At 42.5% G+C, this 21,197-nt stretch carries 23 protein-coding genes; 13 read left to right on the forward strand and 10 right to left on the reverse strand.

Annotation, left to right across the window (positions count from 1 at the left end):
* Window positions 1–11: 11 nt before the first annotated feature.
* Window positions 12–605: a hypothetical protein gene (locus HQ865_RS10350; RefSeq protein ID WP_173414831.1), complete on the forward strand. Its 594-nt coding sequence runs from the start codon at window positions 12–14 to the stop codon at window positions 603–605.
* Between the two features lie 68 nt (window positions 606–673).
* Here the strand turns inward: HQ865_RS10350 and HQ865_RS10355 are convergent, their stop codons facing one another.
* Window positions 674–2,377, reverse strand: coding sequence for an amino acid permease (locus HQ865_RS10355; protein ID WP_173414832.1), 1,704 nt, complete (start codon window positions 2,375–2,377; stop codon window positions 674–676).
* A gap of 172 nt (window positions 2,378–2,549) precedes the next feature.
* Entirely contained in the window at window positions 2,550–3,224 is a 675-nt protein-coding gene (locus HQ865_RS10360; RefSeq protein WP_173414833.1) for a hypothetical protein, read from the reverse strand.
* Window positions 3,225–3,432: 208 nt separating this feature from the next.
* On the opposite strand from HQ865_RS10360, the gene HQ865_RS10365 reads away from it, so the two are divergent.
* Window positions 3,433–4,587 carry an MFS transporter gene (locus HQ865_RS10365; protein ID WP_173414834.1) on the forward strand — a complete coding sequence of 385 codons (1,155 nt, stop codon included), beginning with the start codon at window positions 3,433–3,435 and terminating at the stop codon, window positions 4,585–4,587.
* An 80-nt stretch (window positions 4,588–4,667) separates the two neighbouring features.
* Here HQ865_RS10365 and HQ865_RS10370 read toward each other — a convergent pair whose 3' ends face one another.
* Entirely contained in the window at window positions 4,668–4,934 is a 267-nt protein-coding gene (locus HQ865_RS10370) for a hypothetical protein (protein ID WP_173414835.1), read from the reverse strand.
* Window positions 4,935–5,125: 191 nt separating this feature from the next.
* Here HQ865_RS10370 and HQ865_RS10375 point away from each other — a divergent pair, with 191 nt between their 5' ends.
* Window positions 5,126–6,661 carry an IS1182 family transposase gene (locus HQ865_RS10375; protein ID WP_173412997.1) on the forward strand — a complete coding sequence of 512 codons (1,536 nt, stop codon included), beginning with the start codon at window positions 5,126–5,128 and terminating at the stop codon, window positions 6,659–6,661.
* Window positions 6,662–6,844: 183 nt separating this feature from the next.
* Here the strand turns inward: HQ865_RS10375 and HQ865_RS10380 are convergent, their stop codons facing one another.
* Together HQ865_RS10380 and HQ865_RS10385 are read right to left on the reverse strand one after the other, a co-directional pair.
* Entirely contained in the window at window positions 6,845–8,848 is a 2,004-nt protein-coding gene (locus HQ865_RS10380; protein ID WP_173414836.1) for a glycoside hydrolase family 127 protein, read from the reverse strand.
* A gap of 108 nt (window positions 8,849–8,956) precedes the next feature.
* Complete coding sequence (locus tag HQ865_RS10385) at window positions 8,957–10,138, reverse strand: aldose epimerase family protein (protein WP_173414837.1); 1,182 nt, start codon at window positions 10,136–10,138, stop codon at window positions 8,957–8,959.
* A 129-nt stretch (window positions 10,139–10,267) separates the two neighbouring features.
* On the opposite strand from HQ865_RS10385, the gene HQ865_RS10390 reads away from it, so the two are divergent.
* The 9 genes from HQ865_RS10390 (at window position 10,268) to HQ865_RS10430 (ending at window position 17,562) form a co-directional block, all read left to right on the forward strand.
* Window positions 10,268–10,618, forward strand: a complete 351-nt coding sequence (locus HQ865_RS10390; protein ID WP_173414838.1) for a PadR family transcriptional regulator — start codon at window positions 10,268–10,270, stop codon at window positions 10,616–10,618.
* Window positions 10,619–10,734: 116 nt separating this feature from the next.
* Entirely contained in the window at window positions 10,735–11,790 is a 1,056-nt protein-coding gene (locus HQ865_RS10395) for a hypothetical protein (protein WP_173414839.1), read from the forward strand.
* A gap of 172 nt (window positions 11,791–11,962) precedes the next feature.
* Window positions 11,963–13,027, forward strand: coding sequence for a hypothetical protein (locus tag HQ865_RS10400; RefSeq protein WP_173414840.1), 1,065 nt, complete (start codon window positions 11,963–11,965; stop codon window positions 13,025–13,027).
* A gap of 147 nt (window positions 13,028–13,174) precedes the next feature.
* Window positions 13,175–14,233 carry a hypothetical protein gene (locus HQ865_RS10405; RefSeq protein WP_173414841.1) on the forward strand — a complete coding sequence of 353 codons (1,059 nt, stop codon included), beginning with the start codon at window positions 13,175–13,177 and terminating at the stop codon, window positions 14,231–14,233.
* 183 nt (window positions 14,234–14,416) lie between these two features.
* Complete coding sequence (locus HQ865_RS10410; protein WP_173414842.1) at window positions 14,417–15,226, forward strand: MlaE family ABC transporter permease; 810 nt, start codon at window positions 14,417–14,419, stop codon at window positions 15,224–15,226.
* A gap of 5 nt (window positions 15,227–15,231) precedes the next feature.
* A complete protein-coding gene (locus HQ865_RS10415) occupies window positions 15,232–16,005 on the forward strand; it encodes an ABC transporter ATP-binding protein (protein WP_173414843.1) in 774 nt (257 codons plus the stop codon).
* 7 nt (window positions 16,006–16,012) lie between these two features.
* Window positions 16,013–17,008 carry an MlaD family protein gene (locus HQ865_RS10420; protein WP_173414844.1) on the forward strand — a complete coding sequence of 332 codons (996 nt, stop codon included), beginning with the start codon at window positions 16,013–16,015 and terminating at the stop codon, window positions 17,006–17,008.
* 48 nt (window positions 17,009–17,056) lie between these two features.
* The gene (locus HQ865_RS10425) at window positions 17,057–17,278 is read left to right on the forward strand and encodes a hypothetical protein (RefSeq protein WP_173414845.1); all 222 of its coding nucleotides are present in this window, start codon (window positions 17,057–17,059) and stop codon (window positions 17,276–17,278) included.
* Window positions 17,275–17,562, forward strand: a complete 288-nt coding sequence (locus HQ865_RS10430; RefSeq protein WP_173414846.1) for a type II toxin-antitoxin system RelE/ParE family toxin — start codon at window positions 17,275–17,277, stop codon at window positions 17,560–17,562. The genes HQ865_RS10425 and HQ865_RS10430 overlap by 4 nt, the downstream gene beginning before the upstream one ends.
* Here HQ865_RS10430 and HQ865_RS10435 read toward each other — a convergent pair whose 3' ends face one another.
* The 5 genes from HQ865_RS10435 to HQ865_RS10455 form a co-directional block, all read right to left on the reverse strand.
* Window positions 17,563–17,895 (reverse strand): hypothetical protein, encoded by a 333-nt coding sequence (locus tag HQ865_RS10435; RefSeq protein ID WP_173414847.1) that lies wholly within the window; start codon window positions 17,893–17,895, stop codon window positions 17,563–17,565.
* Between the two features lie 188 nt (window positions 17,896–18,083).
* A complete protein-coding gene (locus tag HQ865_RS10440; RefSeq protein ID WP_173414848.1) occupies window positions 18,084–18,521 on the reverse strand; it encodes an SRPBCC family protein in 438 nt (145 codons plus the stop codon).
* A gap of 24 nt (window positions 18,522–18,545) precedes the next feature.
* Window positions 18,546–18,860, reverse strand: coding sequence for an ArsR/SmtB family transcription factor (locus HQ865_RS10445; protein ID WP_173414849.1), 315 nt, complete (start codon window positions 18,858–18,860; stop codon window positions 18,546–18,548).
* A gap of 161 nt (window positions 18,861–19,021) precedes the next feature.
* The gene (locus tag HQ865_RS10450) at window positions 19,022–19,495 is read right to left on the reverse strand and encodes a DUF4920 domain-containing protein (protein WP_173414850.1); all 474 of its coding nucleotides are present in this window, start codon (window positions 19,493–19,495) and stop codon (window positions 19,022–19,024) included.
* A gap of 76 nt (window positions 19,496–19,571) precedes the next feature.
* The gene (locus HQ865_RS10455; protein WP_173414851.1) at window positions 19,572–20,189 is read right to left on the reverse strand and encodes a YceI family protein; all 618 of its coding nucleotides are present in this window, start codon (window positions 20,187–20,189) and stop codon (window positions 19,572–19,574) included.
* Window positions 20,190–20,298: 109 nt separating this feature from the next.
* On the opposite strand from HQ865_RS10455, the gene HQ865_RS10460 reads away from it, so the two are divergent.
* On the forward strand, window positions 20,299–21,186 hold the full coding sequence (locus HQ865_RS10460; protein WP_173414852.1) for a winged helix-turn-helix domain-containing protein: 888 nt from the start codon (window positions 20,299–20,301) through the stop codon (window positions 21,184–21,186).
* The last annotated feature ends 11 nt before the right edge of the window (window positions 21,187–21,197 follow it).

Genomic DNA, 21,197 nt, shown 5'->3' on the forward strand with positions numbered 1-21,197 from the left:
ATTTGCCCCTGATGAGATCAGCAAATAAAAATACCGCCGCATTATTTTTGATAGCCAACACACTGTACATTGTTTGCTTTGCCATATTAATGGTATGGTTAAAGCAGCCCTTTATTGCAGATGTTACACGTCAGCCGGTCATCCTGTCGAACGGGGTATTGGCAACTATACAGATCACCATGTCGGTGCTTAGTCTGTTGGTTTATATGGGGCTGGCCTGGGTATTAAGCGCGCATCACGAAAAGCTATGGATCATCCTGGGCGTTTGCATTTACCTGTTGCTGCAGGTTTATTTCAACCTATTATCGGTATTAAATATTTTTGGCCAACCCCTGCCCCATTTATTTTATAATTATACCGCCTATGTAAATTATGCCCTGCTACTATTTATGCTGATAGGCATGGTACTGGTTCACAACAATACGATCAGGGAATATTTCCGGTGGTTTGGCTTAAGCACGGTTATCGCTATTTTGCTGGTGCGCTTTATGCCTTATCTATACGAACATTATGGTTTAAAATGGGCGCTCATCAATCCCGGGGTGCTAAAGATGATACCGTTTCTGGTGAGTTTATTTTTATTTGTGAAGCTGAGCAGGCGATAAACAAAAAAACTTACGAAATTTTGAAAACTTCGTAAGTCTTTATATTTTTCCAACCTAATCTCTAACCACTAATCTCTCTTAACTTCCCTCCCTATCACACTATACTTATAACCATAGGTAAAATAAAGCACCAGGCCAATGATCAACCAAACCAAAAAGCGGATCCAGCTTTGGTAGGTTAACTCGGTCATCAGGTAAAAGCAACTTAGCAAGCCGAGTACCGGTATCAGCGAAAGCTTTTTGATTACAGCAGCTACAGTTAACCCTGCCGATAATATCACAAAAAGAAAAAATGGGAACCGTTCATGCACATCTGCACCTTCGAATAAGCTAAGGAAAGGTTTCCAGAATACAATCAGACCAATAATAAATAATACCGGCGCGATAAACTGCGAGTTGATATAAGGCATACGGAAGCGCCCTTGCTTTGCTTCATCTTTTGGCAAAAGCAACACACCGCCGCATACCAGCACAAAGGCAAACAACGTACCGATACTGGTTAAATCCGTTACTTCCGTCAGGTTCATGAACAAGGCCGGGATAGCTACCACAAAACCGGTAACAATAGTAGCGAAAGACGGCGTATGATATTTAGGGTGAATGCGAGAGAATGCCTTAGGCAATAGCCCATCCCGGCTCATGCTCATCCAAATGCGGGGCTGGCCTAACTGGAATATCAGCAATACGCTGGCTGTAGCCACTACCGCGCTGATGGATATCACGTAACTGATCTTTTTCAAGCCTACCTTAACAAATACAAAGGCCAGTGGATCACCCACCTGTAGTTCTTTATAACTTACCATGCCGGTTAGCACCAATGCTATCAGGATATATAATACGGTACAGATCACCAGCGAATAGATCATCCCCTTAGGCAGATCCTTTTGCGGGTTTTCGCATTCCTCGGCAGTGGTAGATATGGCATCAAAACCGATATAAGCGAAAAACACACCCGATACTCCCTTCATTACCCCGCGGAAGCCATTAGGTAAAAATGGATGCCAGTTGGCCGGCGTAACATAAAAGAAACCGATAATAATTACCGCAATCACAATAGCGATCTTCAGGAACACCATAGCGTTGGTGGCCTTTTTGGTTTCGCGGATACCTACATAAACCAGCCAGGTAATGGCTACCACTATAGCTAATGCGGGTATATTGGCAATCAGCTTTAACCCGCCAATGCCGGGTGCTGTGTTCCAGGCCAGCGCGGCTGATTTTAAGCTGTCTGTGATTTCGGTTAGTTTACCACTTGCCGTTAATTCCTGCACTTGTTCGTGTGCGCGGAACGCGGTGAAATAATCCAGCGTCAGGTACTCGGGCATGTGGAGGCCAAAGCCCTCCAGAAAGTTCACAAAATAAGTACTCCATGATATAGCTACGGCTATATTACCAATGGCGTACTCCATCAGTAAGTCCCAGCCGATGATCCAGGCAATCAACTCGCCGAAAGTGGCATAGGCATAGGTATAAGCGCTGCCCGCAACCGGTATGCGCGAGGCAAACTCGGCATAGCATAGTGCCGAAAATCCGCAGGTAATAGCCGTTAAAATAAACAGAATGGTAACACCCGGACCGCCATTAAAAGAAGCTTCACCAATTGTAGAGAATATCCCCGCACCCACTACGGCTGCTATACCCATCAGGGTAAGGTCTTTTACTCTAAGTGCTTTGGTGAGATGGTTGCCGGAATGCTCGGCATCGGTAAAACCGCTTTTTACATCGTTAAGTATATGTTCCAGTGATTTCTTTCGGAAAAGGTCTTTTAACATGCTTTGGTCATTATTCTGTCAACCAAACATAATGATTTTTTCGCACTGTGTTAATACCAATGTAATTAAGCACAGTATTGATACATTTCAAGTGTACCTTATAAAAAAGCCTTCCGATTTAAAAAAAACTTCGGAAGGCTGGCTAATATGCATATCTGCATTTTCAAAAAAATTACTTACTCGTTATATCCGTCAGCAAAATATCGTGCCTCCGCTTTTTGCGCAGCATCAGTACAATAAATACAATAATGGCAACGCCAGCGGCCACCAGTACAATTACCGTCGTGCTGAATCCCTGCCATTTACCAAAGGTGGTGTACTGATCGGTACCGTCCAGTTCGGGCGGCGATTTGATGCTTTTAAAGAACGCGTCCATTTCTTTGGATGCCACATCCTTACGGGCCTCGTCATACAAATACTGGAAGGTATAGGTAACCGGCTGGGTATACAAGATCCTGAACTTACGTAACTTTACGCCGCTGCCGGTATCGGTACGCAGCACAAAGTCGCGCACTTCCAGCTTATTAATAATGGTATCGTGGTTATCGGTAATATTACCCTCCTTTAAACTGGCTTGTACTTTAAAAATGTATTCTTTAAAAACGTTTTTCAAATCCTTTTCCTTTTTCAATACCTTATTGGGCGGATTAGGTACACGGCTTACAATGATATATCCGTATTGTCCGCGGGCGCTGTAGGTTTGTTGTCCAAGGGTATCGGTCTTATTAAAATCAACCGGCAGGTTTACGCTGACTACGCTATCTAACTTAACAGGTTTTATTGCCTGCTGGCTATATCCGGCCAGGGCAAAAAGTATCATGCTAAAACTTATTAGTATCTTTTTCATAGTAAATAAATAACTCCAAAAACACTGCCAATTTTTCAACTGATACATAAATATCTGTTCTATAATTACATAATATAGACCTATAGTACTATTTAAATGCACTACAGCAACGCTATAAAATACTTACGCGATAAAATTAAGTGTACTTTTTACACTTAATAAACAAAATTATTTAATTAAGCCTAATAGCTAATCGTATCTTTGCACCATGGAAATAACTGCCGCCAAAACCATCAATCAACGCTTAATGCTGCGCATAGCGGTGGGCTGTATGTTTTTCCTGGCCGGTATCTGTTTTGCCAGTTGGGCATCGCGCATTGCCAGCATACAACAAAGCCTTGGCCTAAGCGATGCGGCTTTAGGTGGCGTACTCTTTACCCTGCCGGTAGGTTTAATGCTTTCGTTACCTTTTGCCGGATGGGTGATCAGTAAAACAGGCAGTCGTAATATCCTGATAGCCGCGGTTATTACTTATGGTGTAGCTTTGGTTGGTTTAGGTTCTGCGCAGCATGTTTGGCAACTGATAGCCTGTTTGCTATGCTTTGGATTTGCCAGTAACACAGTAAACATATCGGTAAATACCCAGGCCGTTATTGCCGAAAAAATGTACGATAAACCCATCATGGCCTCTTTTCATGGCTTGTGGAGTTTGGCGGGCTTCGCGGGTGCAGGTATCGGTACTTTTATGATCGGTAAAAACATTATCCCTCAACATCATTTTATACTGATACTTATTGTAATGATAGCCGGGGTGATCTACAGTTCGCGTTACCTGGATCATGATAAAAATGGTGGCGACAGCGGACCGATATTCGTAATGCCGGATAATTCGCTTATTAAATTGGGGATCATCGCTTTCTGCTCGTTAATGTGCGAAGGCGCCATGTTCGATTGGAGTGTGATCTATTTTAAAAAAGTGATCCTTGCCGATGGCGCCTGGATCGGTGCCGGTTATACCGCCTTTATGCTTACCATGGCATCGGGCCGTTTCATTGCCGACTGGTTTGCGCACCGTTTCGGATTAAAACGCATTTTACAGATCAGTGGCTTATTAACAGCTACCGGTTTGATCATAGCCGTTGCTTTCCCCTACCTGTATACAGCCATGGCCGGCTTCCTGCTGGTAGGCTTTGGCGTGTCATCGGTAGTACCAATGGTTTATAGTGCGGCCGGGCGTTCAAAAACCATGTCGCCGGGTGTGGCGCTGGCTGCGGTATCAACTATTGGATTTATCGGCTTTTTGGTAGGGCCACCAGTTATTGGCTTTATTGCCGGTGCTACCGGTAGCTTGCGTTATTCGTTTATGCTGATTGCTGCCATGGGGATCAGCGTGGCGGTGGTATCTACTAAGGCGAAGCTGTGACCGCTGATTTAAATGATTTTTTGATTTCGCTGATTCTTTCTTAGGGTCAACTATTAAATTGTACTCAAACCCTGTATCGGCTATTCTTCCAGGTCGGAATAATTTGGATTGATCACATAATCAAACTCTTCGTAACCGTTTTTGATGATAAAACGCAATCGTTTAGCCGGTTCCTCAATGTCCAATGATAATTGCCCGATAATGGTTGGCAGGTTATCACGTATCACCTTTAGGTCGGTAATGTGAGGCATCACCACCATAATATCATCGCCTACAGGTGTAATCTCCCAGCCCTGTAAACCGGCATTATTTAATATATCTATCCATTTTTGTTGGTACGTATTCATGACCGCTAATTTTGACCGCTGATTTAAATGATTTTTTGATTTCGTTGATTATCTCTAATAAAAAGAGGCTGTATCATAAATCATGGTATGGCCTCTTTTTTATTTGTGCATAATTTATTGGAATAAAGAGGGGTATTTATTTGATATAATAATCTGATTTTCATATATTTATGTATCGAAAGTAGCGTAGTATGTCCTCTAAAAGACCTGTATTCAAGCCCTACCAGCAACGGCAGTTGATGGCTATTCCTCCGACACTTGACGAATTAGTTCCGGCATCGCACCCGGTGCGTGTAGTTAACGATGTGATCGACAGGCTCTATCTGGAACCATTGCTGAAAGCTTATCATATCCGCGGGAGTTCAAGCTATCACCCGCAAATGTTGTTAAAGGTGCTGGTATATGGGTATGTAACCAACACCTACTCCAGCCGAAAGCTGGCAGCAGCCTGCCGGGAAAGCGTTTACCTGATGTGGCTGAGTTCGATGAACTATCCTGATCATAATACGATCAACCGTTTCCGGGGCGTACGTTTGAAGCATGCGCTGCGTGATGTGTTCGAAGATGTGGTGAAACTTTTGGCAGAGGAAGGCCTGCTCAGTATTGAAGAAGTGAATACGGACGGGACAAAGATAGAGGCGAATGCAAACCGGTATACCTTTGTCTGGAAGAAAGCGATTCAGACCAATAAGGAAAAGATGAAAAAGCAGCTGTCAGAGATATGGGACTATGCCCAAAGCGTAGCAAAAGAAGAAGACAGGCTGCCTGATCCGCCTGACTTTACTGTTATTGACAGTGAAAAGGTCAATGCCGCAGTAGATAAACTCAATGAGAAGCTTTCCTCGCGTGAGGATGTTTCCAAACAGGTCAAAAGCAAGCTGCGGTATATCAGCAAACATTACCCGCAGGCCATTGCCCGCTATGAGCAGCAGGAAGCTCTGCTGGGTGAACGCAACAGCTATTCCAAGACCGATACGGATGCCACATTCATGCGGATGAAGGAAGACCACATGAAAAACGGCCAGTTAAAACCGGGGTATAATGTTCAGATATCCACATCCAACCAGTTCATTGTCAATTACACCATTCACTCCAACACCACAGACACCAATACATTAAGTGCTCATTTAGCGCAGCATGAAGTCAGCTTTGGCAAAGCACCGCAAGTGCTTACAGCCGATGCCGGATATGGCTCCGAGGAGAACTACACGCGGTTGGAACAAAAAGGAACAATCGCCTTTGTAAAGTATGGGATGTTCGATAAGGAACAAAATGAGAATCACAACAACAAGCACCCTTTTGCAGCAAATAAGCTTTTTTACAACCAGGAGAAAGATTGTTACATCTGCCCGATGGGCCAGCAAATGAATTTCATCGGAACAAGTAAAAGAAAAACAAGCACGGAGTTTGAACAAACGGTAAAAAGATACCAGGCAGTTAACTGCGCTAACTGTCCGCTGAACGGTATTTGCCATAAATCAAAAGGGAATCGGATCATTGAAATCAATGAAAACCTGAACCGCCTGAAACAAAAGGCGCACGAGCTGTTAAACAGTGAAGAAGGCATACAACGGCGAAAGAAACGCTGCTTTGATGTAGAACCTGTATTTGGTAATATTAAGCAGAACCATGGCTTTAAACGGTTTATGCTCCGCGGCAAGGAAAAAGTAGAAATAGAATGGGGTTTAGTTGCAATCGCACAAAATCTAAGGAAAAAAGCGGCTTAAATGAGTCGTTTTACCACTCAGGTTCGCCCAAGAAAGCTACCCCCTCCCCCTCAAAAAATTCCATAGAAACTCAATACCAAATTCAGCTATTAGGCTAAAAAAATAAAGACCGCATCATTTGATTTATGATACGGCCTCTTTAATCTTGTAATCCTTAAATCTGTTAAATCTTGGTTCAGGCCATTACTGTGCCATCAAGCTAATATTTTTTACCTGACTGGGGAACCATATCATCATTTCGCCCTTACCCCGGTTAGCCCACGAGTAATATGGAATAGCAGTGATTTGCTTGTTCACCGTGTTTACGTTTTCGCCATTAGCATCAATATTCACTTGTTTTACATCGCCCTTTAATACAGTTACACCATTAAGTAAACCAGCATTATGTTCGGGTTTAAAGGTTGTAGTTGATGGGATAATGAAATTGCTGGTCTTGCCGCCGTTATCGGCCCATTCGGCACAATACATAATCGGGCCGCGTTGCAGGGCTATCTTACCAATATCATCGGTTACTTTAACATTGGCAATAACACGTCTAACTTCCATAGGCAGCGAGATGTCGATCTTATCACCTGCTTTCCATTTTTTGGTGATGACAGCGTAACCATCCTTCATGATATATTCAACAGGTTTACCGTTCAGTTTTATCTCTACTTTATTAATCGCCGGCTGTTGATAGCTGTACAGGTTTGATGGTATAGTTTCTTCCCTGGCCCAACCTGGTATACGGATCTTTAAGTTCATATCCATTGCCGATGAGGGGTTAATAGTAAAGGCCAATCCCCCGTCCCATGGGTAATTATTTTGCTGTACGATGTTTAGCGCCTTACCGTTTACCTTCAGGTTTGCGGTGCCACTGATGAAAAGGTTCACATAAACATCATTACCCTTTTGGGCGTAAACATAACCGGGAATAGCCGGGATCAACCGCACCAAATTGGTTGGACAGCACGAACAGGTAAACCAGCCCGAACGCGCCGGCTCGGCATCGGCATGGGTGAAACCGTTGGTAATTTGCATGGCATTGGTATAAAAAAACGATTTGCCATCCAGCCCTACGCCCGATATTAAACCATTGTACAGTGTTTTCTCCAGCACATCAATATACTTAGCATCGCCATGAAGCAGAAACATGCGCTGGTTCCAAAAAACATTGCCAATAGCAGCACAGGTTTCGTTGTAGGCAGTGGCATTGGGTAATTCATAGTTTCCGCCAAAGCGTTCACCATCGCCAACGGCGCCGATACTACCCTGCACATACATTTTTTGGCTTACCATATTATCCCATATCTTATCAATAGCCGCAAGGTATTGCTTATCGCCGGTAAGCGCGGCTACATCGGCCATACCTGCATACAGGTACATGGCGCGTACAGCATGTCCTTCGGCTTCGTCCTGGTCTACCACGGGTTTATCATCCTGGAAATAGGTGCCGTTTTCCCACACGTTTTTGCTCTTTTTATTATAAGCCTTTTTACCACGCTGATCAATAAAGAACTTGGCCAGGTTCAGGTAATCGGTTTTGCCGGTGATACGATAAAGACGCACCAGGCCCATCTCTACGATCTCGTGCCCAGGCGCTACTCCCCGCTTCCCCGGCCCGAAAGTGGCCACCAGCAGGTCGGCGTTTTTAAGGGCAATATTTAGAAAATTGCGTTTGCCGGTGGCCATATAATGCGCCGCGGCGGCTTCAAACATATGCCCGCTATTATATAATTCGTGGCTCATATTGGCCTCGTTCACCCAACGTTCGGTCCCCGACCACGAATGCGGGTGTAAAGGGTCGATGGTACGGGCAGTATATAGATAGCCGTCCGGCTCCTGCGCTTTGCCAACAATAGTGATCAGCGAATCCATATAGGCATCCAGCTTTTTATCCGGATGTTCGGCCAGCGAGTATGATCCACCCTCGATGGTTTTATAGATATCAGTATCGTCAAAAGGATAGGTAGTACAGAACTTGCCGCTTTTGGCGGCGGCCATTTCAAAATTCTTTACGCGGCCGGTGCTTACGCAACGCTCGAACGAAGCTGGTATCGTTACCGTGCGGTTAGTTTCAATGCGCGGCGACCAGAATTTATCGGCCAGCTTTACACTGGTAAACGGCACCGGTTGCACGGGATAATCCTGTTGGGCAAATGCTGCTGAGGATAGTAAAATAGCAGAGAAGAAGCTGAGGACTTTCATATTTCTTTATAAATGTCATTGCGAGCGATAGCGCGGCAATCTCGTAGCAAAAAGAGCGTAGCTACGAGATTGCCACGTCGCTACGCTCCTCAATGACAGAACGTTTAATTACTTAGCAGAGAACTTATAAACCGTAGTTGTTTTATACGTTTGGCCTGGTTTCAACTCGGTAGTTGGGAAAGCAGGTTTGTTTGGCGAATCCGGGAAATGCTGGGTTTCCAGGCAAAGACCAGTACGGTAATCGTTTTTAGCGCCGCCTTTAACCGCATACTTACCGGCCATAAAGTTACCGCTGTAAAACTGGATACCCGGCTCTTCGGTAAATACTTCCATCACAATGCCGCTTTTATCACCGGTAAGGGTGGTGATGGCTTTGCTGATATCGTGTTTGTTCAGTACATAGTTATGATCGTAACCTTTACCTGCTTTTAACTGATCATCAGCCTGACCAATACGTGCGCCAATAGCGGTAGCAGTACGAAAATCGAAAGGTGTGTTTGCCACAGGGGCAATTTTACCGGTCGGGATCAGCGTAGTATCTACCGGTGTATAGCCATCAGCATCAATTTGCAGCATGTGGTTTAATATGGTGCCACTGCCGCAACCATTCAGGTTCCAGTAAGCATGGTTGGTTAAATTGCAAACAGTTGGCTTATCGGTAGTAGCTTCGTAGCTAATTTTCAGGCTGTTATCATCCTGTAAATTATAAATCACTTTAACATTCAGGTTGCCAGGGAAACCCTGTTCGCCATCTTTAGATATATAAGTAAGTTCAAGGGTGTGGCCGTCGGTCTTTTTTGCATCCCATACTTTTGTATCGAAACCAAATTTGCCGCCGTGCAGCGTATTCGGGCCATTGTTGGCCGGCAAGGTATAGGCTTTACCATTTAGCGTAAAAGTGGCTTTACCGATACGGTTACCATAACGGCCGATAGTGGCGCCATAAAAATCGCCTGCTACCTGGTAAGTGCCAAGGCTATCGAAGCCTACAACCACATCGGTCATTTTGCCTTTATTATCGGGTACTAAAAGGCTTACTAAACGGCCGCCCCAACTGGTAATAGCTGCTTCTACCCCATTTTTATTTTTAAGGTAGTAGAGGTCGGTCTTTTTGCCTTCAACGTCTTTCTGAAAGTTTGCGGCCACCGGTAAAGCGGCTGTAGTTTTTGTTGCGCTGCTACTATCGGTTGTAGCGGTTGAACTTGTGCTTGATGAGCCTGAGCAGGCGCTTAGCGTAGCAATACCTGCTGCTAATAAAATAGCCGCATAGTTTTTAAGGTAGATGTTCATATTTTTGTTTGGTTTATATGATGGTTAATAAATGTAAATCTAACAGTAATTACCATTAGTTCACCAATTTGAGAAAAGATTTTAAAAAAAATTTGGATACATAGAAATTCAATGTATATTTGAAACGTCATGACAGCAATTAGTAAAGATCTTGTAGCTGCGACATCGATACCTGTTATATTGGCCATATTGAAACAGGGTGAGAGTTACGGTTACGAGATTATACAGAAAGTAAAAGAAGCATCGAAAGGGCAATTGCAATTTTCGGATGGTACACTTTACCCCATTTTACGCAAGTTAGAGGATAAAGAGTTTATTATATCTGAATGGCGCATTGCTGAAAACGAAAAACGACGCCGGTACTATAGTATCACATCAAAAGGCAATGATTATTTTAAAGATGAACACGCCGCCTGGGATGCTATGTATCAGCTGATAAATGAATTATGGAACTTACAACCTAAACTTTATACACTTTAATTTAATGAGCCCCGGCAACTGGCGGCAGATACGGCAAATACCGTATTTGTTGCTGGTTGCCTTTTTTATTTCCGCAGAAATGGTTTTATGCAAGCAGGTGATATTTAAGCTGATTTATGGAGCAAATTCAAAGTGTTTTTAATTTAGAAAACGCGATCGGTAACTGGCAACAAGCTATGCTGGTTACAGCGCTAACTCCCGATGATGTTGAAGAATTAACCCAGCATTTGGTTGATGAGATAGAAAGATTACAAAGCAGCGGCTTAGATCAGGATGAAGCATGGATAATTGCAAAAAAGCGCATCGGACAGCCATCAGACATTGACGTTGAGTTTAGCAAAGTAAACTCTGATTTTGCAACTAACCGCAACATGTTAATGGCGTTTTGGGGCGCTACCATATTTATGGTAATGCAATCTTTATTATTTGTGCTGCCTACCCGTTTGTGGCACCTTGTCGGGCATGGTTCAACACTGCACATTGAATATCTCCTGAGCTATACGCAAACCAACAACCTGTTAAATATATTCAGTGTTACTATTTTAATTGGAGGTATTGTTATCATAGCAAGATCAAACCAAATAGTTATTTGGTTTAACAGGATGCTTACAAAAAATAGCGGTATAATTAATCCGATACTCTTAGTAGCAGGTTCGTTCATTGCCTTTTTTAATTATATTCCATTTAAAAACATGTTCTTCAATATCAGCAAAGGCACCAACTTTAACAGCACTTTAAATATGCTGGCGATTATATTTTACGGCTCGCTAATTTTTGGTACGGCCTGGTTCACTATGCGCTATTGCAAAAAAGAATTAAGGAACTTTAAAACCTTTAACGAAAATATTAACTGGCTTACCGCGCTGGCTATAGGGCTTATTATACAAATGATTATACTCAGCACCAAATTTTTTGAGTTATATGGTTTAAAATATATCATCATCGCGCTTTTATTTTGTACAGCCGGATGGATGATAGGTAACTCCAAACGGTACGTGTTAAACTTATTTACAGTACAACTTGGTGCTTTTTACGTTTATTGGGTTATGCTTTTTATGTTTGCACACTGGCCGTGGCTCAGTTGTGCAACAGATTACTTTTCTATACTATTTGCCTTGATTATTGGTTTCATTATAAAAAAACTAACAACGCCGCACCCTCACACGTCCTAAGCGCATGGTTTCCAAAGACCAACCATCGACAATTTTAACGTGCCTATATTATATTGGTAAGATTATGACAGGCTAAACGCATTATATTTGCGCAGCATCATTTTTTGCAGATAAGTTATTATTATTGCCTTTAAAACAAACACATGTAAATGTAAGGTGAGATAATTAATTTATGGACCAAACTGAGCCTTTTTATAATCTGGAGAAAGAGATTAGTACCTGGCAACAAACCATGCTGCTTGGCGCCTTAACACCCGACGATGTAGAAGAACTTACAGAACACCTTCGTGATGAAACGCTTGAGTTACAAAACCATGGCTTAAGCGAGCAAGAAGCATGGATGGTGGCAAGGCAACGTATTGGCCACCCTTTAGCTATTAACAATGAATTTAATAAAGTAAACCCTGATTTTGCCGCCAACCGTAACTTAGTAATGTTATTTTGGGGAGGAATCATATTTATGATACTACAAACTGCATTATTTAGCTATCCGACAAGATTAATGACACCATTGTACAATGGCCCGCACAAAACGTGGGAAAAACCACTTATAACATTAGATCAGGCTGTGGTTTTATTAAATATTTTTAGTGTTCTTACAGTTGGCCTAATCATACTGGTTAACATAAGAGCAACTAAAATATCCATATGGTTCAATACATTACTAATAAAATACAGCATTTATATCAGTCTGATACTTATCACTACGGTAACATTCGTTGCTATGAGGAATTATGGGGCAATAAGCCAATCGATGCGTAGCATATATCGTGAAAATCGCACGCTTGATTTCTCTATTGCTGTAATGGGTTCAATATTTTATGGGGCACTTATCTTTTGTACTATATGGTTCACAATACGCTATCGTAACCAGGAACTCAGAAATTTTAAAATTTTTAGTAGACACATCAACTGGATCATGTCATTGATGATAGGCACTATTTTAGAATTTATAACGGCTCTCACCAATGCCAATGAAAATCCATCCCTTTATCTAAAAATTATACTGATATTCATTTTATTTGGCGCTGCCGGATGGACAATAACAAATTCAAAAAGAATTCTTTTGAATTTTTTCATGGTGCACTTTACTGCTTTATGCTTTTGCATTACAACATACTTTTTTACGCATCATCCCTTTATGGCAGTGATAGAATATTCAAGCACCTGGCTTGCTTTGTATACCGGATATGTAATAAACAAACTGCATACATCCCGGTTAAAACAATTGATTTAGCAGTTAAAAAATCAATTATTTTTAATTTCTCTGTAATATTAAATCGCTAAGGCTACCCCCCCCATTACATTTGCAGTCAAAGTAGTTTTCGGGCATATTATCATAAAAAGCACTTTAAAACATTAATGACAGGCAGCAAATTAATTTATGAACCAAACTCAACCCATTTTTAATTTAGAAAAGGAGATCGGCAGCTGGCAGCAAACCATGTTGCTTAGCGCGCTAACCCCTGACGATGTTGAAGAAATAACACAGCACCTGCGCGATGAAATATCAGGCTTGCAGGCAAATGGCCTAAGCGACAAAGAAGCCTGGTTTGTAGCAAGACATCGCATGGGCGAGCCTTTATCTATCGACCAGGAATTTAAAAAGGTAAATCCCGATTTTGCTGCTAACCGTAGCTTATTAATGCTTTTTTGGGGCGGTACTATATTTATGATGCTTCAAAATCTATATTTTGTTTATCCGGCTTTTTTGCGGTTTATAAGCCGCAGACTAACTGGTGATTTTAAACCAAGGCCGTACATATCCTTATATCAAATATCTGTTATATTAAATGTACTCAACATCCTGGTTTTATGTCTCGCTGTAATATGCTTAACAAGGGCAACAGTAATAGCAACCTGGTTTAATAATTTGTTGATAAAATACAGTGCCTTTTTAAGTGTGTTGGTAATTATACTGGGAGCATTTACAGCTTTCTTTAATTTTCACACCATCACCAACTTAACTAGAAAATATTACGTAGACCTAACGGGTGATATGTTTACTTTCACCACATGTGGGTTTGTATTTTACGGGATACTACTTTTTTGTACAGCCTGGTTTACAATTCGTTATCGTAAATCAGATTTCAGAAACCTAAAATCATTCAGCCTAAATATTACCTGGCCCGTTTCTTTTGGTTTGGGTGTGATGATCACTGTGATAGCGGGTTTCATTAATCTATTAAATTCTGACAGTTTCAAATACCTGGCAATTCTAATAATAGGTATCCCAACAGGTTGGATGGTAGCTAATTCAAAAAGGCACTTCTTAAATTTATTTATGCTTCAACTTAGCCATTTATTTTTTATCACTTATATCGAATTTACTACCAGCCACAACGAATATCGCTTGCTTTATGAACACATGGCAGTACTTATCGCTATAATTATCGGTTCGTTTATTTGTAAAATAAATAAAGCCAGGCTCCAGGCAAGTTAAACAATTGATTTTAGCAGTTAAAAAGTCAATTATTTTTAATCTTTACGTTCGCTTAACATTAAATCGTTAAAGCTATTCGGGTAAACATATTACATTTGCAGGCGCAAACAGTTTTGCGGGCGCATTGTCAATATATACAATATTTGACAATAGAATTGCCGCAATTACGATTTTAATGATTTAATGGATACCCCGGATAAGTTAACACCTGCACAACCGCGAAGGTACAGTTCCTTTAGGCGTGGCCTGGATAATTTTTTTCTGAGCCTGTACAAGATATACCTGTTTGTAGCCAGGTTTTTTAAAGAAGTTTTTTTGCCACCATACGAATGGAACGAGGTAATTAAACAATGTTACCAGGTGGGTGTTCGCTCATTCACGCTGATCACTGTAACCGGTTTTATTGTAGGGGTGATCTTTACCAAGCAATCGCGCCCGTCTTTATCCGAGTTTGGCGCCACCTCGTGGTTACCCAGCCTGGTTTCCATCGCTATTATGCGTGCACTCGCCCCTTTGGTTACCGCGTTAATAGCAGCCGGTAAAGTAGGCTCGAGCATTGGGGCCGAATTAGGCTCGATGCGGGTTACCGAACAGATCGACGCCATGGAGGTATCGGGCACCAAACCTTTTAAATACCTGGTTTGCACGCGGGTAATTGCTACCAGCTTGGCTATCCCCCTGCTGGCTACCTATGTGGGTTTTATCGCTTTGCTGGGTGGTTTCTTAAATGTTAATGCCGGCGAAGGTACCAGTTACAGCACCTACATGCAGCAGGTATTTGAACCATTAACTTTTATCGATTTTGAAGCATCGCTGGTTAAATCTCTTGTTTTTGGGTTTACTATTGGCATCGTGGCCTGTTACCAGGGTTACTATGCCGATAAAGGCACCGAAGGTGTAGGCAAAGCAGCAAACGCATCGGTAGTAACGGCCATGTTTTTGGTATTTATTGAAGAAATAATTATTGTACAGATAGCGGGCTGGTTCCGCTAATATATATGAATAAACCTAAAGGACATATCGATTACAACAATACCGTAATTAACATACGCGGCCTGCGCAAGTCGTTCGGCGATCTGCACATTCTGCGTGGGGTGGATCTTGATCTTTACCAGGGCGAAAACCTGGTGGTGCTTGGCCGTTCGGGTACAGGTAAATCGGTACTGATCAAGATCATATCTGGCCTGCTTAGGGCTGATAGTGGCACGGTGAAGGTATTAGGCGAGGAAGTAACCACAATAACCGAAGATAACCTGCAAAAGCTGCGCATGGATATCGGCTTCTCGTTCCAGAACAGCGCGCTGTACGATAGTATGACCGTGCGTAAAAACCTGGAATTCCCGCTGGTGCGTAACCAGCGCAACCTTAGCCGGGCAGAGATCGATAAAGCAGTTGAAACTGTACTGGATGCTGTTGGCCTGTCGCGTACCATCAACCAAATGCCATCCGAATTATCAGGCGGGCAGCGGAAGCGTATCGGTATAGCACGTACGCTTATCCTGCAGCCTAAAATTATGCTGTATGATGAACCTACCGCCGGATTGGACCCGATTACCTGCATCGAAATTAACGATCTGATAAACGAGGTGCAGGAGCGTTACAAAACATCATCAATTATTATTACGCACGATATGACCTGCGCCAAAAGCACCGGCGACCGCATATCTATATTACTTGAGGGCCAGTTTCAGCGCCAGGGTAATTTTGACGAGGTATTTGATACGGACGATGCCCGTGTTAAACCATTTTACGACTATAACTTTATACAATAAAACAAACATGGATACAGGAGAAAATAAACGGGCCATTATTGTGGGCATATTCATTGCCCTTGGCATTGTTATATTTGTATTAGGGATATTTACTTTAGGCAGCAACCAAAAAACCTTTGGCGGCGGCATACAGATCAGCGCGGTGTTTGATGACGTTGCCGGTTTGAAAAAAGGCGGCGCTGTTTGGTTTTCGGGGGTTAAAGTAGGCACTATCAACAGCATTAAGTTTAAAGGCGTATCGCAGGTTGATGTACAGATGACTGTTGACAAAAGCTTACAGCCTTATATTCACCGCAATGCGGGGGTACGTATCAGTTCGGACGGATTGATCGGCAACAAGATCATTGTAATAGATGGTGGCAGCCCGCAGGCGCCGCCGGTACAGGACGGTGATGTTTTGCAGGCCGAGAAATTGCTATCAACCGATGATATCACCAAAACCCTACAACAAAACAACCTGAACATTTTAGCTATCACTACCGATTTTAAGAAGATAAGCCGTCAAATGGCCGAAGGCAAAGGCGTAGTTGGCGCTTTAATGGGTGATAGCGTACTGGCTATGAAATTCCGTACCATTGTACAAAACCTGAACAATACTACCGCTGCAACCACCCGCATGGCTTTGGAGCTGGATAAATTTGGCGCTAAGCTAAACAGCAAAGGTACTTTGGCCGATAACCTGCTGACCGATACCAGTACTTACCGTAAATTAAGGGCATCGGTAGATAACCTGCAGAAATCAACCGCCTCAGCATCCGAATTTGTAAATAACCTTAACACCGCCAGCGCTAAGCTAAACAGCAAGGATAATGCCATGGGTGTATTGCTAAACGACCCTAAGGCCGCTTCGCAAATCCGTTCGACCCTCGACAATTTGCAGCAAGGTTCGGTAAAACTGAATGATGACCTGGAGGCCCTGCAAAGCAACTGGTTTTTTAAAACCTTTTTCAAAGACAAGGCTAAAGCAAAAGCCGACAGTATTAAAAAAGCGAATAAGCAGTAGTTGAGAATATTTACTTTTTATAATGACCGTGATTAAGTAAATTTGAATATGAACTTGCAGGCCGAAAAAATTGAATTAGCTAAGATGTTACTGGAGACAGATGACAGGTCTTTGCTTAAAGATATCAGGACTTTATTTACACGCAAGGAAGAAACGCTTATTGCAACTCCCCAACATGTTATTGATGGCATAAAAAAGAGTCAGGAACAATTTAAGAATGGCCAATATTCATCTTATGAAGATGTTAAAAAGCTTTTAGATAAAATATGAGTTTCGAGATCTTTATTTCGGATGATGCGACTGAGGGCCTTTTATCAACAGCAAATTATATAAAAAATACATGGGGCGAAGCGGCGCTCAAGAAGTTCAAAAAAAGAGTTGACCAAATATTAAAAAATATTTCGCGGGATCCCTATATCTTTCAAGCATCTGATTTTAGCGATAGCGTCAGACGAGGCTTAATAACTCCCCAATGTTCTATTTATTATCAGATACATGAGGAGTATATCCAGGTTTTATTCTTTTGGGATAACAGGCAAGAGCCAATATTTTAATTATTTCCGAATAAGCTTTTCTATCTCAGGTTCCACACCTACCAACTCTTCTGCATGTTCTTCAGCAGCTTCGGCAGTTGCATAATTTAGTTTACGGAAACGCCATAAGGCGAAGGCCGGCTCCTGCATCCTGTCTATCAGTTTAAAGTATTTGGGAAAGTTGTGCACTTCATCTAACAACAAACCGGGTACGATGCCATTATTATCTAATACCTCGCGAATAGTGTATTCCTTATCCTTAGTTATCCATATCTCAAAGTCACGCCGTATCTCCTCGGCTTTTTCAGGGTCGATAGCCGCGTTGATACAAATTACCTTATCTCCCGGTTTCATAGTTCACTCCTCGCAAATAGTATAAGCTTACAAAGATACAATTAGCGGGTGATAAGGGTTTCAATTAAATGTCAATTTCACAACCCCGCGCGTCATTCTGAACGATAGCGAAGGATTCCAAACTATGCATTTCCACTCTGCTTATCGGGGAACCTTCGCTATCGCTCAGGATGGCGGGTTGGTTTTTATCACGCCCTCTCCACAAACTCCTTCAAACTCTCACCCAAAATAGCGTTCCAGCCCATATTGAAGTTTTTTGATGCAAAGGCTTCTATAGCAGGGAATGTATCCAAACCTGCATGAGTAACCCTCACGCGCGAACCAGCCCCCTCTTCAAACAATTCAAACGTCACCAGCGAATCGCCCGCGTAGCCATCATAGCGCCAGCTATAGGCCAGCTTTTTCCCCGGGACAACTTCCTTTACCACACATTTGTGCAGGTATTGTTCGCCATTGGGGTCGCCGCCCATAAATTCAAATTCAAAACCTACTTCCGGTTTAAATTCGGGTAAAACAAAATACCATTGCTTCATTTTATCGTTATCGGTAAGCGCTTCCCATACTTTACCAACCGGGGCGTTATAGCTTTTCTCTACTACAACCGGTTGTGTTTTTGATGTTTCCATATTGATGTTTGTTTAATTGATTTACTATTTTGTTTCTTCGGATGACAAAAACCTGTCCAGGTCATCCAGCTTGCTTGTCCAAAATTTACGGTACTGATCTACCCAGGTAGCCACCTCGCCCAGTTTTTTATAATCGGGCAGGCAATAGCGGTCGCGCCCCTCCTGCCTGATGGTAATAAGGCCGCATTGCATCAATATCTTAATATGCTTTGAAATAGCCGGCCGGCTGATATCGAATTTATCAGCAATAGCGTTCAGGTTCATCTGCTCGGCAGCCAGCATATTAATAATAGCGCGGCGGGTAGGATCGGCAATGGCCTGGAATACATCTCTTCTCATTATTATATTGAAATAAGTAACCGTTCGGTTACAATTATAAGCGTAACCATTTAGTTACGCAAGTAAATTTTCAAATTTATTTTATCCAAACGCAATTAAACAAAAACGGCCCCGGGCATATTTGCCCGGGGCCGTTACAATACGATATAGGTAAATAAAACTTATTTAATTACGAGTACGCCATCAGCTACAATGGCTACATCTTTTTTAGGGGTTTTTATCGCGGCAATTTCCTGCTCGCTTTTGCCGGCATCTTCGGCATAGTGTTGTAATTGCTCAACCGATGTGGTGGTTACTTTAGCGGTACCCTCAAGTACTACAGTTTTGCCTACAATATTTTGCGGCATAAAATAACCATAGTCTTTAAAGGTAACCATAATCGGTTCGCCGTTGGCCTGGGCCAGTTTCATAAAGCAGCCCTTTTTAGTGCAAACCTGCACTACTTCGCCGGTGATCTGGCCAGTATAAACCGAATCGCTTTTAAACGAAGCGGCCAGCGTTTGGGTATTCACTGCCTTGCCGGCCGTAACAGTTTTACCATAGGTAACCCCCGGTGCAGCAGGCGTTATCTTGTCTTGCGCGAAAGCACCAACTGATACCAGCAATGCCGCGGCAAATAATAAAATAGCTTTCATGTGTTTGATTAGTTTTTAGTATCTGCATCAAAATTAAGCATTTATCAGCCGACAACAAAATGAACGAGGCCCCGCCTTAATTCTTAACAAACTCCAGGTTGAGGCGGATGGGGATATCGTCAGACAATATCGCGTTTTGCAATGACCACATGATATTGGGGTTAGGCTTTTCATGGATCCCAAATTTTATCCGGTCGATGGTGAACTCGGCTGTGGCCTTTACTCGGTTTACCGCCTGTTTTATTACAGCGTTAAAGGTTATCTGCCGTGTTATATTCCTTATGGTCAGGTTACCGGTTACCTTATATTGATCGGGAGTGCCGGTTGCATCTATCCGTATAACATTTATGGCAGATGTTGGATACCCTGCTACAGAAAAGAAACTCTCTCCTTTCAATTGCTCATCAACTTCCTGGTTATCTTTCTTTTGCTGATGATCATTGCTGCTGATGCTGTTCATATCCATAATAAAATTGCCGGTATTGAATTTACCGCCGGCATCGGTACTAAGGCTGCCCGCTTTAAATAGTATGGTACCAGTATGCTTACTACCTACCGTTTTTGTGCCCTGCCAAAAAAGCTTGCTTTTACTGATATCCAATAAATAGGTCGACGCCTGTCCGAAGCATTTCTTTTGATGCAGGTTTAAGGTGATTACCGCTAACAACAGGTAAAAAAGGTTTCTTCTTTTCATAATGTATTTAATTGATGAAGCAAACCTAAAAGCTGTTTACGATAACGTTGCAACAGATTTTGTAAAAAGAAATGTAAAATTCGTAAATTCATGTGCAATATTATTTCAGATGATTTTTGGCAACCGTTTATACTACCTGGCAGGCGCGCTTGTTTTGCTAATGATCGTAGCGTCATGCGCGTATGTCAAAAACTCGGCCGATAGTGAAGCTTTTGAATTTGCCAAACGCGGCATCATGTTGCGCAATGTGGGGCACCTGTTACTGCTGCAATCGGGCGATAGTACCTCGCGCGTGCTACCCGTTAAACAAATTGCCGAAAACGAATACCAGTTACAATTTGAAAACAAGTTTACCTTTCAAACTGATTCGCTGGTTAAAACCATCAAATCATCCCTTGCGCGTAATGATGCATCAGCTGATTATGTGGTAAATGTGATCGGTTGCTCAAGCCCGCAGGTGATATTCGGCTATGCCGTGCTTAATGGCAATAAAAATAACGTGATCCCCTGCTCTGGTCGTAAACAACCGGTGGATTGCTACCGGGTAAATATCCTTTTCAAAAACAAGGGCATCAGCGCCCGGCAAACAGGTTACCTGGTAGGCGGATTGCCGCTGCTGGCTTTTATTGGCCTGCTATTATTTAAACCGAAGCGTAAAGATCAAATTGAGATAGCCGCAATAGATCAACCAGTTACAAGCGATATCATCACGATAGGAAAAATCACTTTTGATAAAACTGCCCGGAACCTCACTATAGGCCATCAATCCATTCAGCTTACTGTTAAGGAAAGCAAACTGCTGCTGATATTCGCGCAGTCGCCTAACCAAATGATAGATCGCGCCCGCCTGCAAAAAGAGATATGGGAAGATGAAGGTGTTATTGTTGGCCGCAGCCTGGATATGTTCATCTCCCGCCTTCGCAAAAAACTGGAAGCCGACCCGTCTGTTAAATTAATTAACATCCACGGTAAGGGTTTCAGGCTTGAGACACTGTAAATATTTCGACG

The organism is Mucilaginibacter mali, assembly GCF_013283875.1.
In the GTDB taxonomy this organism is placed as follows: domain Bacteria; phylum Bacteroidota; class Bacteroidia; order Sphingobacteriales; family Sphingobacteriaceae; genus Mucilaginibacter; species Mucilaginibacter mali.

Coding starts and splice junctions, on each gene's coding strand:
- HQ865_RS10350 (WP_173414831.1), top strand. CDS start 12: ATGAGATCAGCAAATAAAAATACCGCCGCATTATTTTTGATAGCCAAC.
- HQ865_RS10355 (WP_173414832.1), bottom strand. CDS start 2,377: ATGTTAAAAGACCTTTTCCGAAAGAAATCACTGGAACATATACTTAAC.
- HQ865_RS10360 (WP_173414833.1), bottom strand. CDS start 3,224: ATGAAAAAGATACTAATAAGTTTTAGCATGATACTTTTTGCCCTGGCC.
- HQ865_RS10365 (WP_173414834.1), top strand. CDS start 3,433: ATGGAAATAACTGCCGCCAAAACCATCAATCAACGCTTAATGCTGCGC.
- HQ865_RS10370 (WP_173414835.1), bottom strand. CDS start 4,934: ATGAATACGTACCAACAAAAATGGATAGATATATTAAATAATGCCGGT.
- HQ865_RS10375 (WP_173412997.1), top strand. CDS start 5,126: ATGTCCTCTAAAAGACCTGTATTCAAGCCCTACCAGCAACGGCAGTTG.
- HQ865_RS10380 (WP_173414836.1), bottom strand. CDS start 8,848: ATGAAAGTCCTCAGCTTCTTCTCTGCTATTTTACTATCCTCAGCAGCA.
- HQ865_RS10385 (WP_173414837.1), bottom strand. CDS start 10,138: ATGAACATCTACCTTAAAAACTATGCGGCTATTTTATTAGCAGCAGGT.
- HQ865_RS10390 (WP_173414838.1), top strand. CDS start 10,268: ATGACAGCAATTAGTAAAGATCTTGTAGCTGCGACATCGATACCTGTT.
- HQ865_RS10395 (WP_173414839.1), top strand. CDS start 10,735: ATGGAGCAAATTCAAAGTGTTTTTAATTTAGAAAACGCGATCGGTAAC.
- HQ865_RS10400 (WP_173414840.1), top strand. CDS start 11,963: ATGGACCAAACTGAGCCTTTTTATAATCTGGAGAAAGAGATTAGTACC.
- HQ865_RS10405 (WP_173414841.1), top strand. CDS start 13,175: ATGAACCAAACTCAACCCATTTTTAATTTAGAAAAGGAGATCGGCAGC.
- HQ865_RS10410 (WP_173414842.1), top strand. CDS start 14,417: ATGGATACCCCGGATAAGTTAACACCTGCACAACCGCGAAGGTACAGT.
- HQ865_RS10415 (WP_173414843.1), top strand. CDS start 15,232: ATGAATAAACCTAAAGGACATATCGATTACAACAATACCGTAATTAAC.
- HQ865_RS10420 (WP_173414844.1), top strand. CDS start 16,013: ATGGATACAGGAGAAAATAAACGGGCCATTATTGTGGGCATATTCATT.
- HQ865_RS10425 (WP_173414845.1), top strand. CDS start 17,057: ATGAACTTGCAGGCCGAAAAAATTGAATTAGCTAAGATGTTACTGGAG.
- HQ865_RS10430 (WP_173414846.1), top strand. CDS start 17,275: ATGAGTTTCGAGATCTTTATTTCGGATGATGCGACTGAGGGCCTTTTA.
- HQ865_RS10435 (WP_173414847.1), bottom strand. CDS start 17,895: ATGAAACCGGGAGATAAGGTAATTTGTATCAACGCGGCTATCGACCCT.
- HQ865_RS10440 (WP_173414848.1), bottom strand. CDS start 18,521: ATGGAAACATCAAAAACACAACCGGTTGTAGTAGAGAAAAGCTATAAC.
- HQ865_RS10445 (WP_173414849.1), bottom strand. CDS start 18,860: ATGAGAAGAGATGTATTCCAGGCCATTGCCGATCCTACCCGCCGCGCT.
- HQ865_RS10450 (WP_173414850.1), bottom strand. CDS start 19,495: ATGAAAGCTATTTTATTATTTGCCGCGGCATTGCTGGTATCAGTTGGT.
- HQ865_RS10455 (WP_173414851.1), bottom strand. CDS start 20,189: ATGAAAAGAAGAAACCTTTTTTACCTGTTGTTAGCGGTAATCACCTTA.
- HQ865_RS10460 (WP_173414852.1), top strand. CDS start 20,299: ATGATTTTTGGCAACCGTTTATACTACCTGGCAGGCGCGCTTGTTTTG.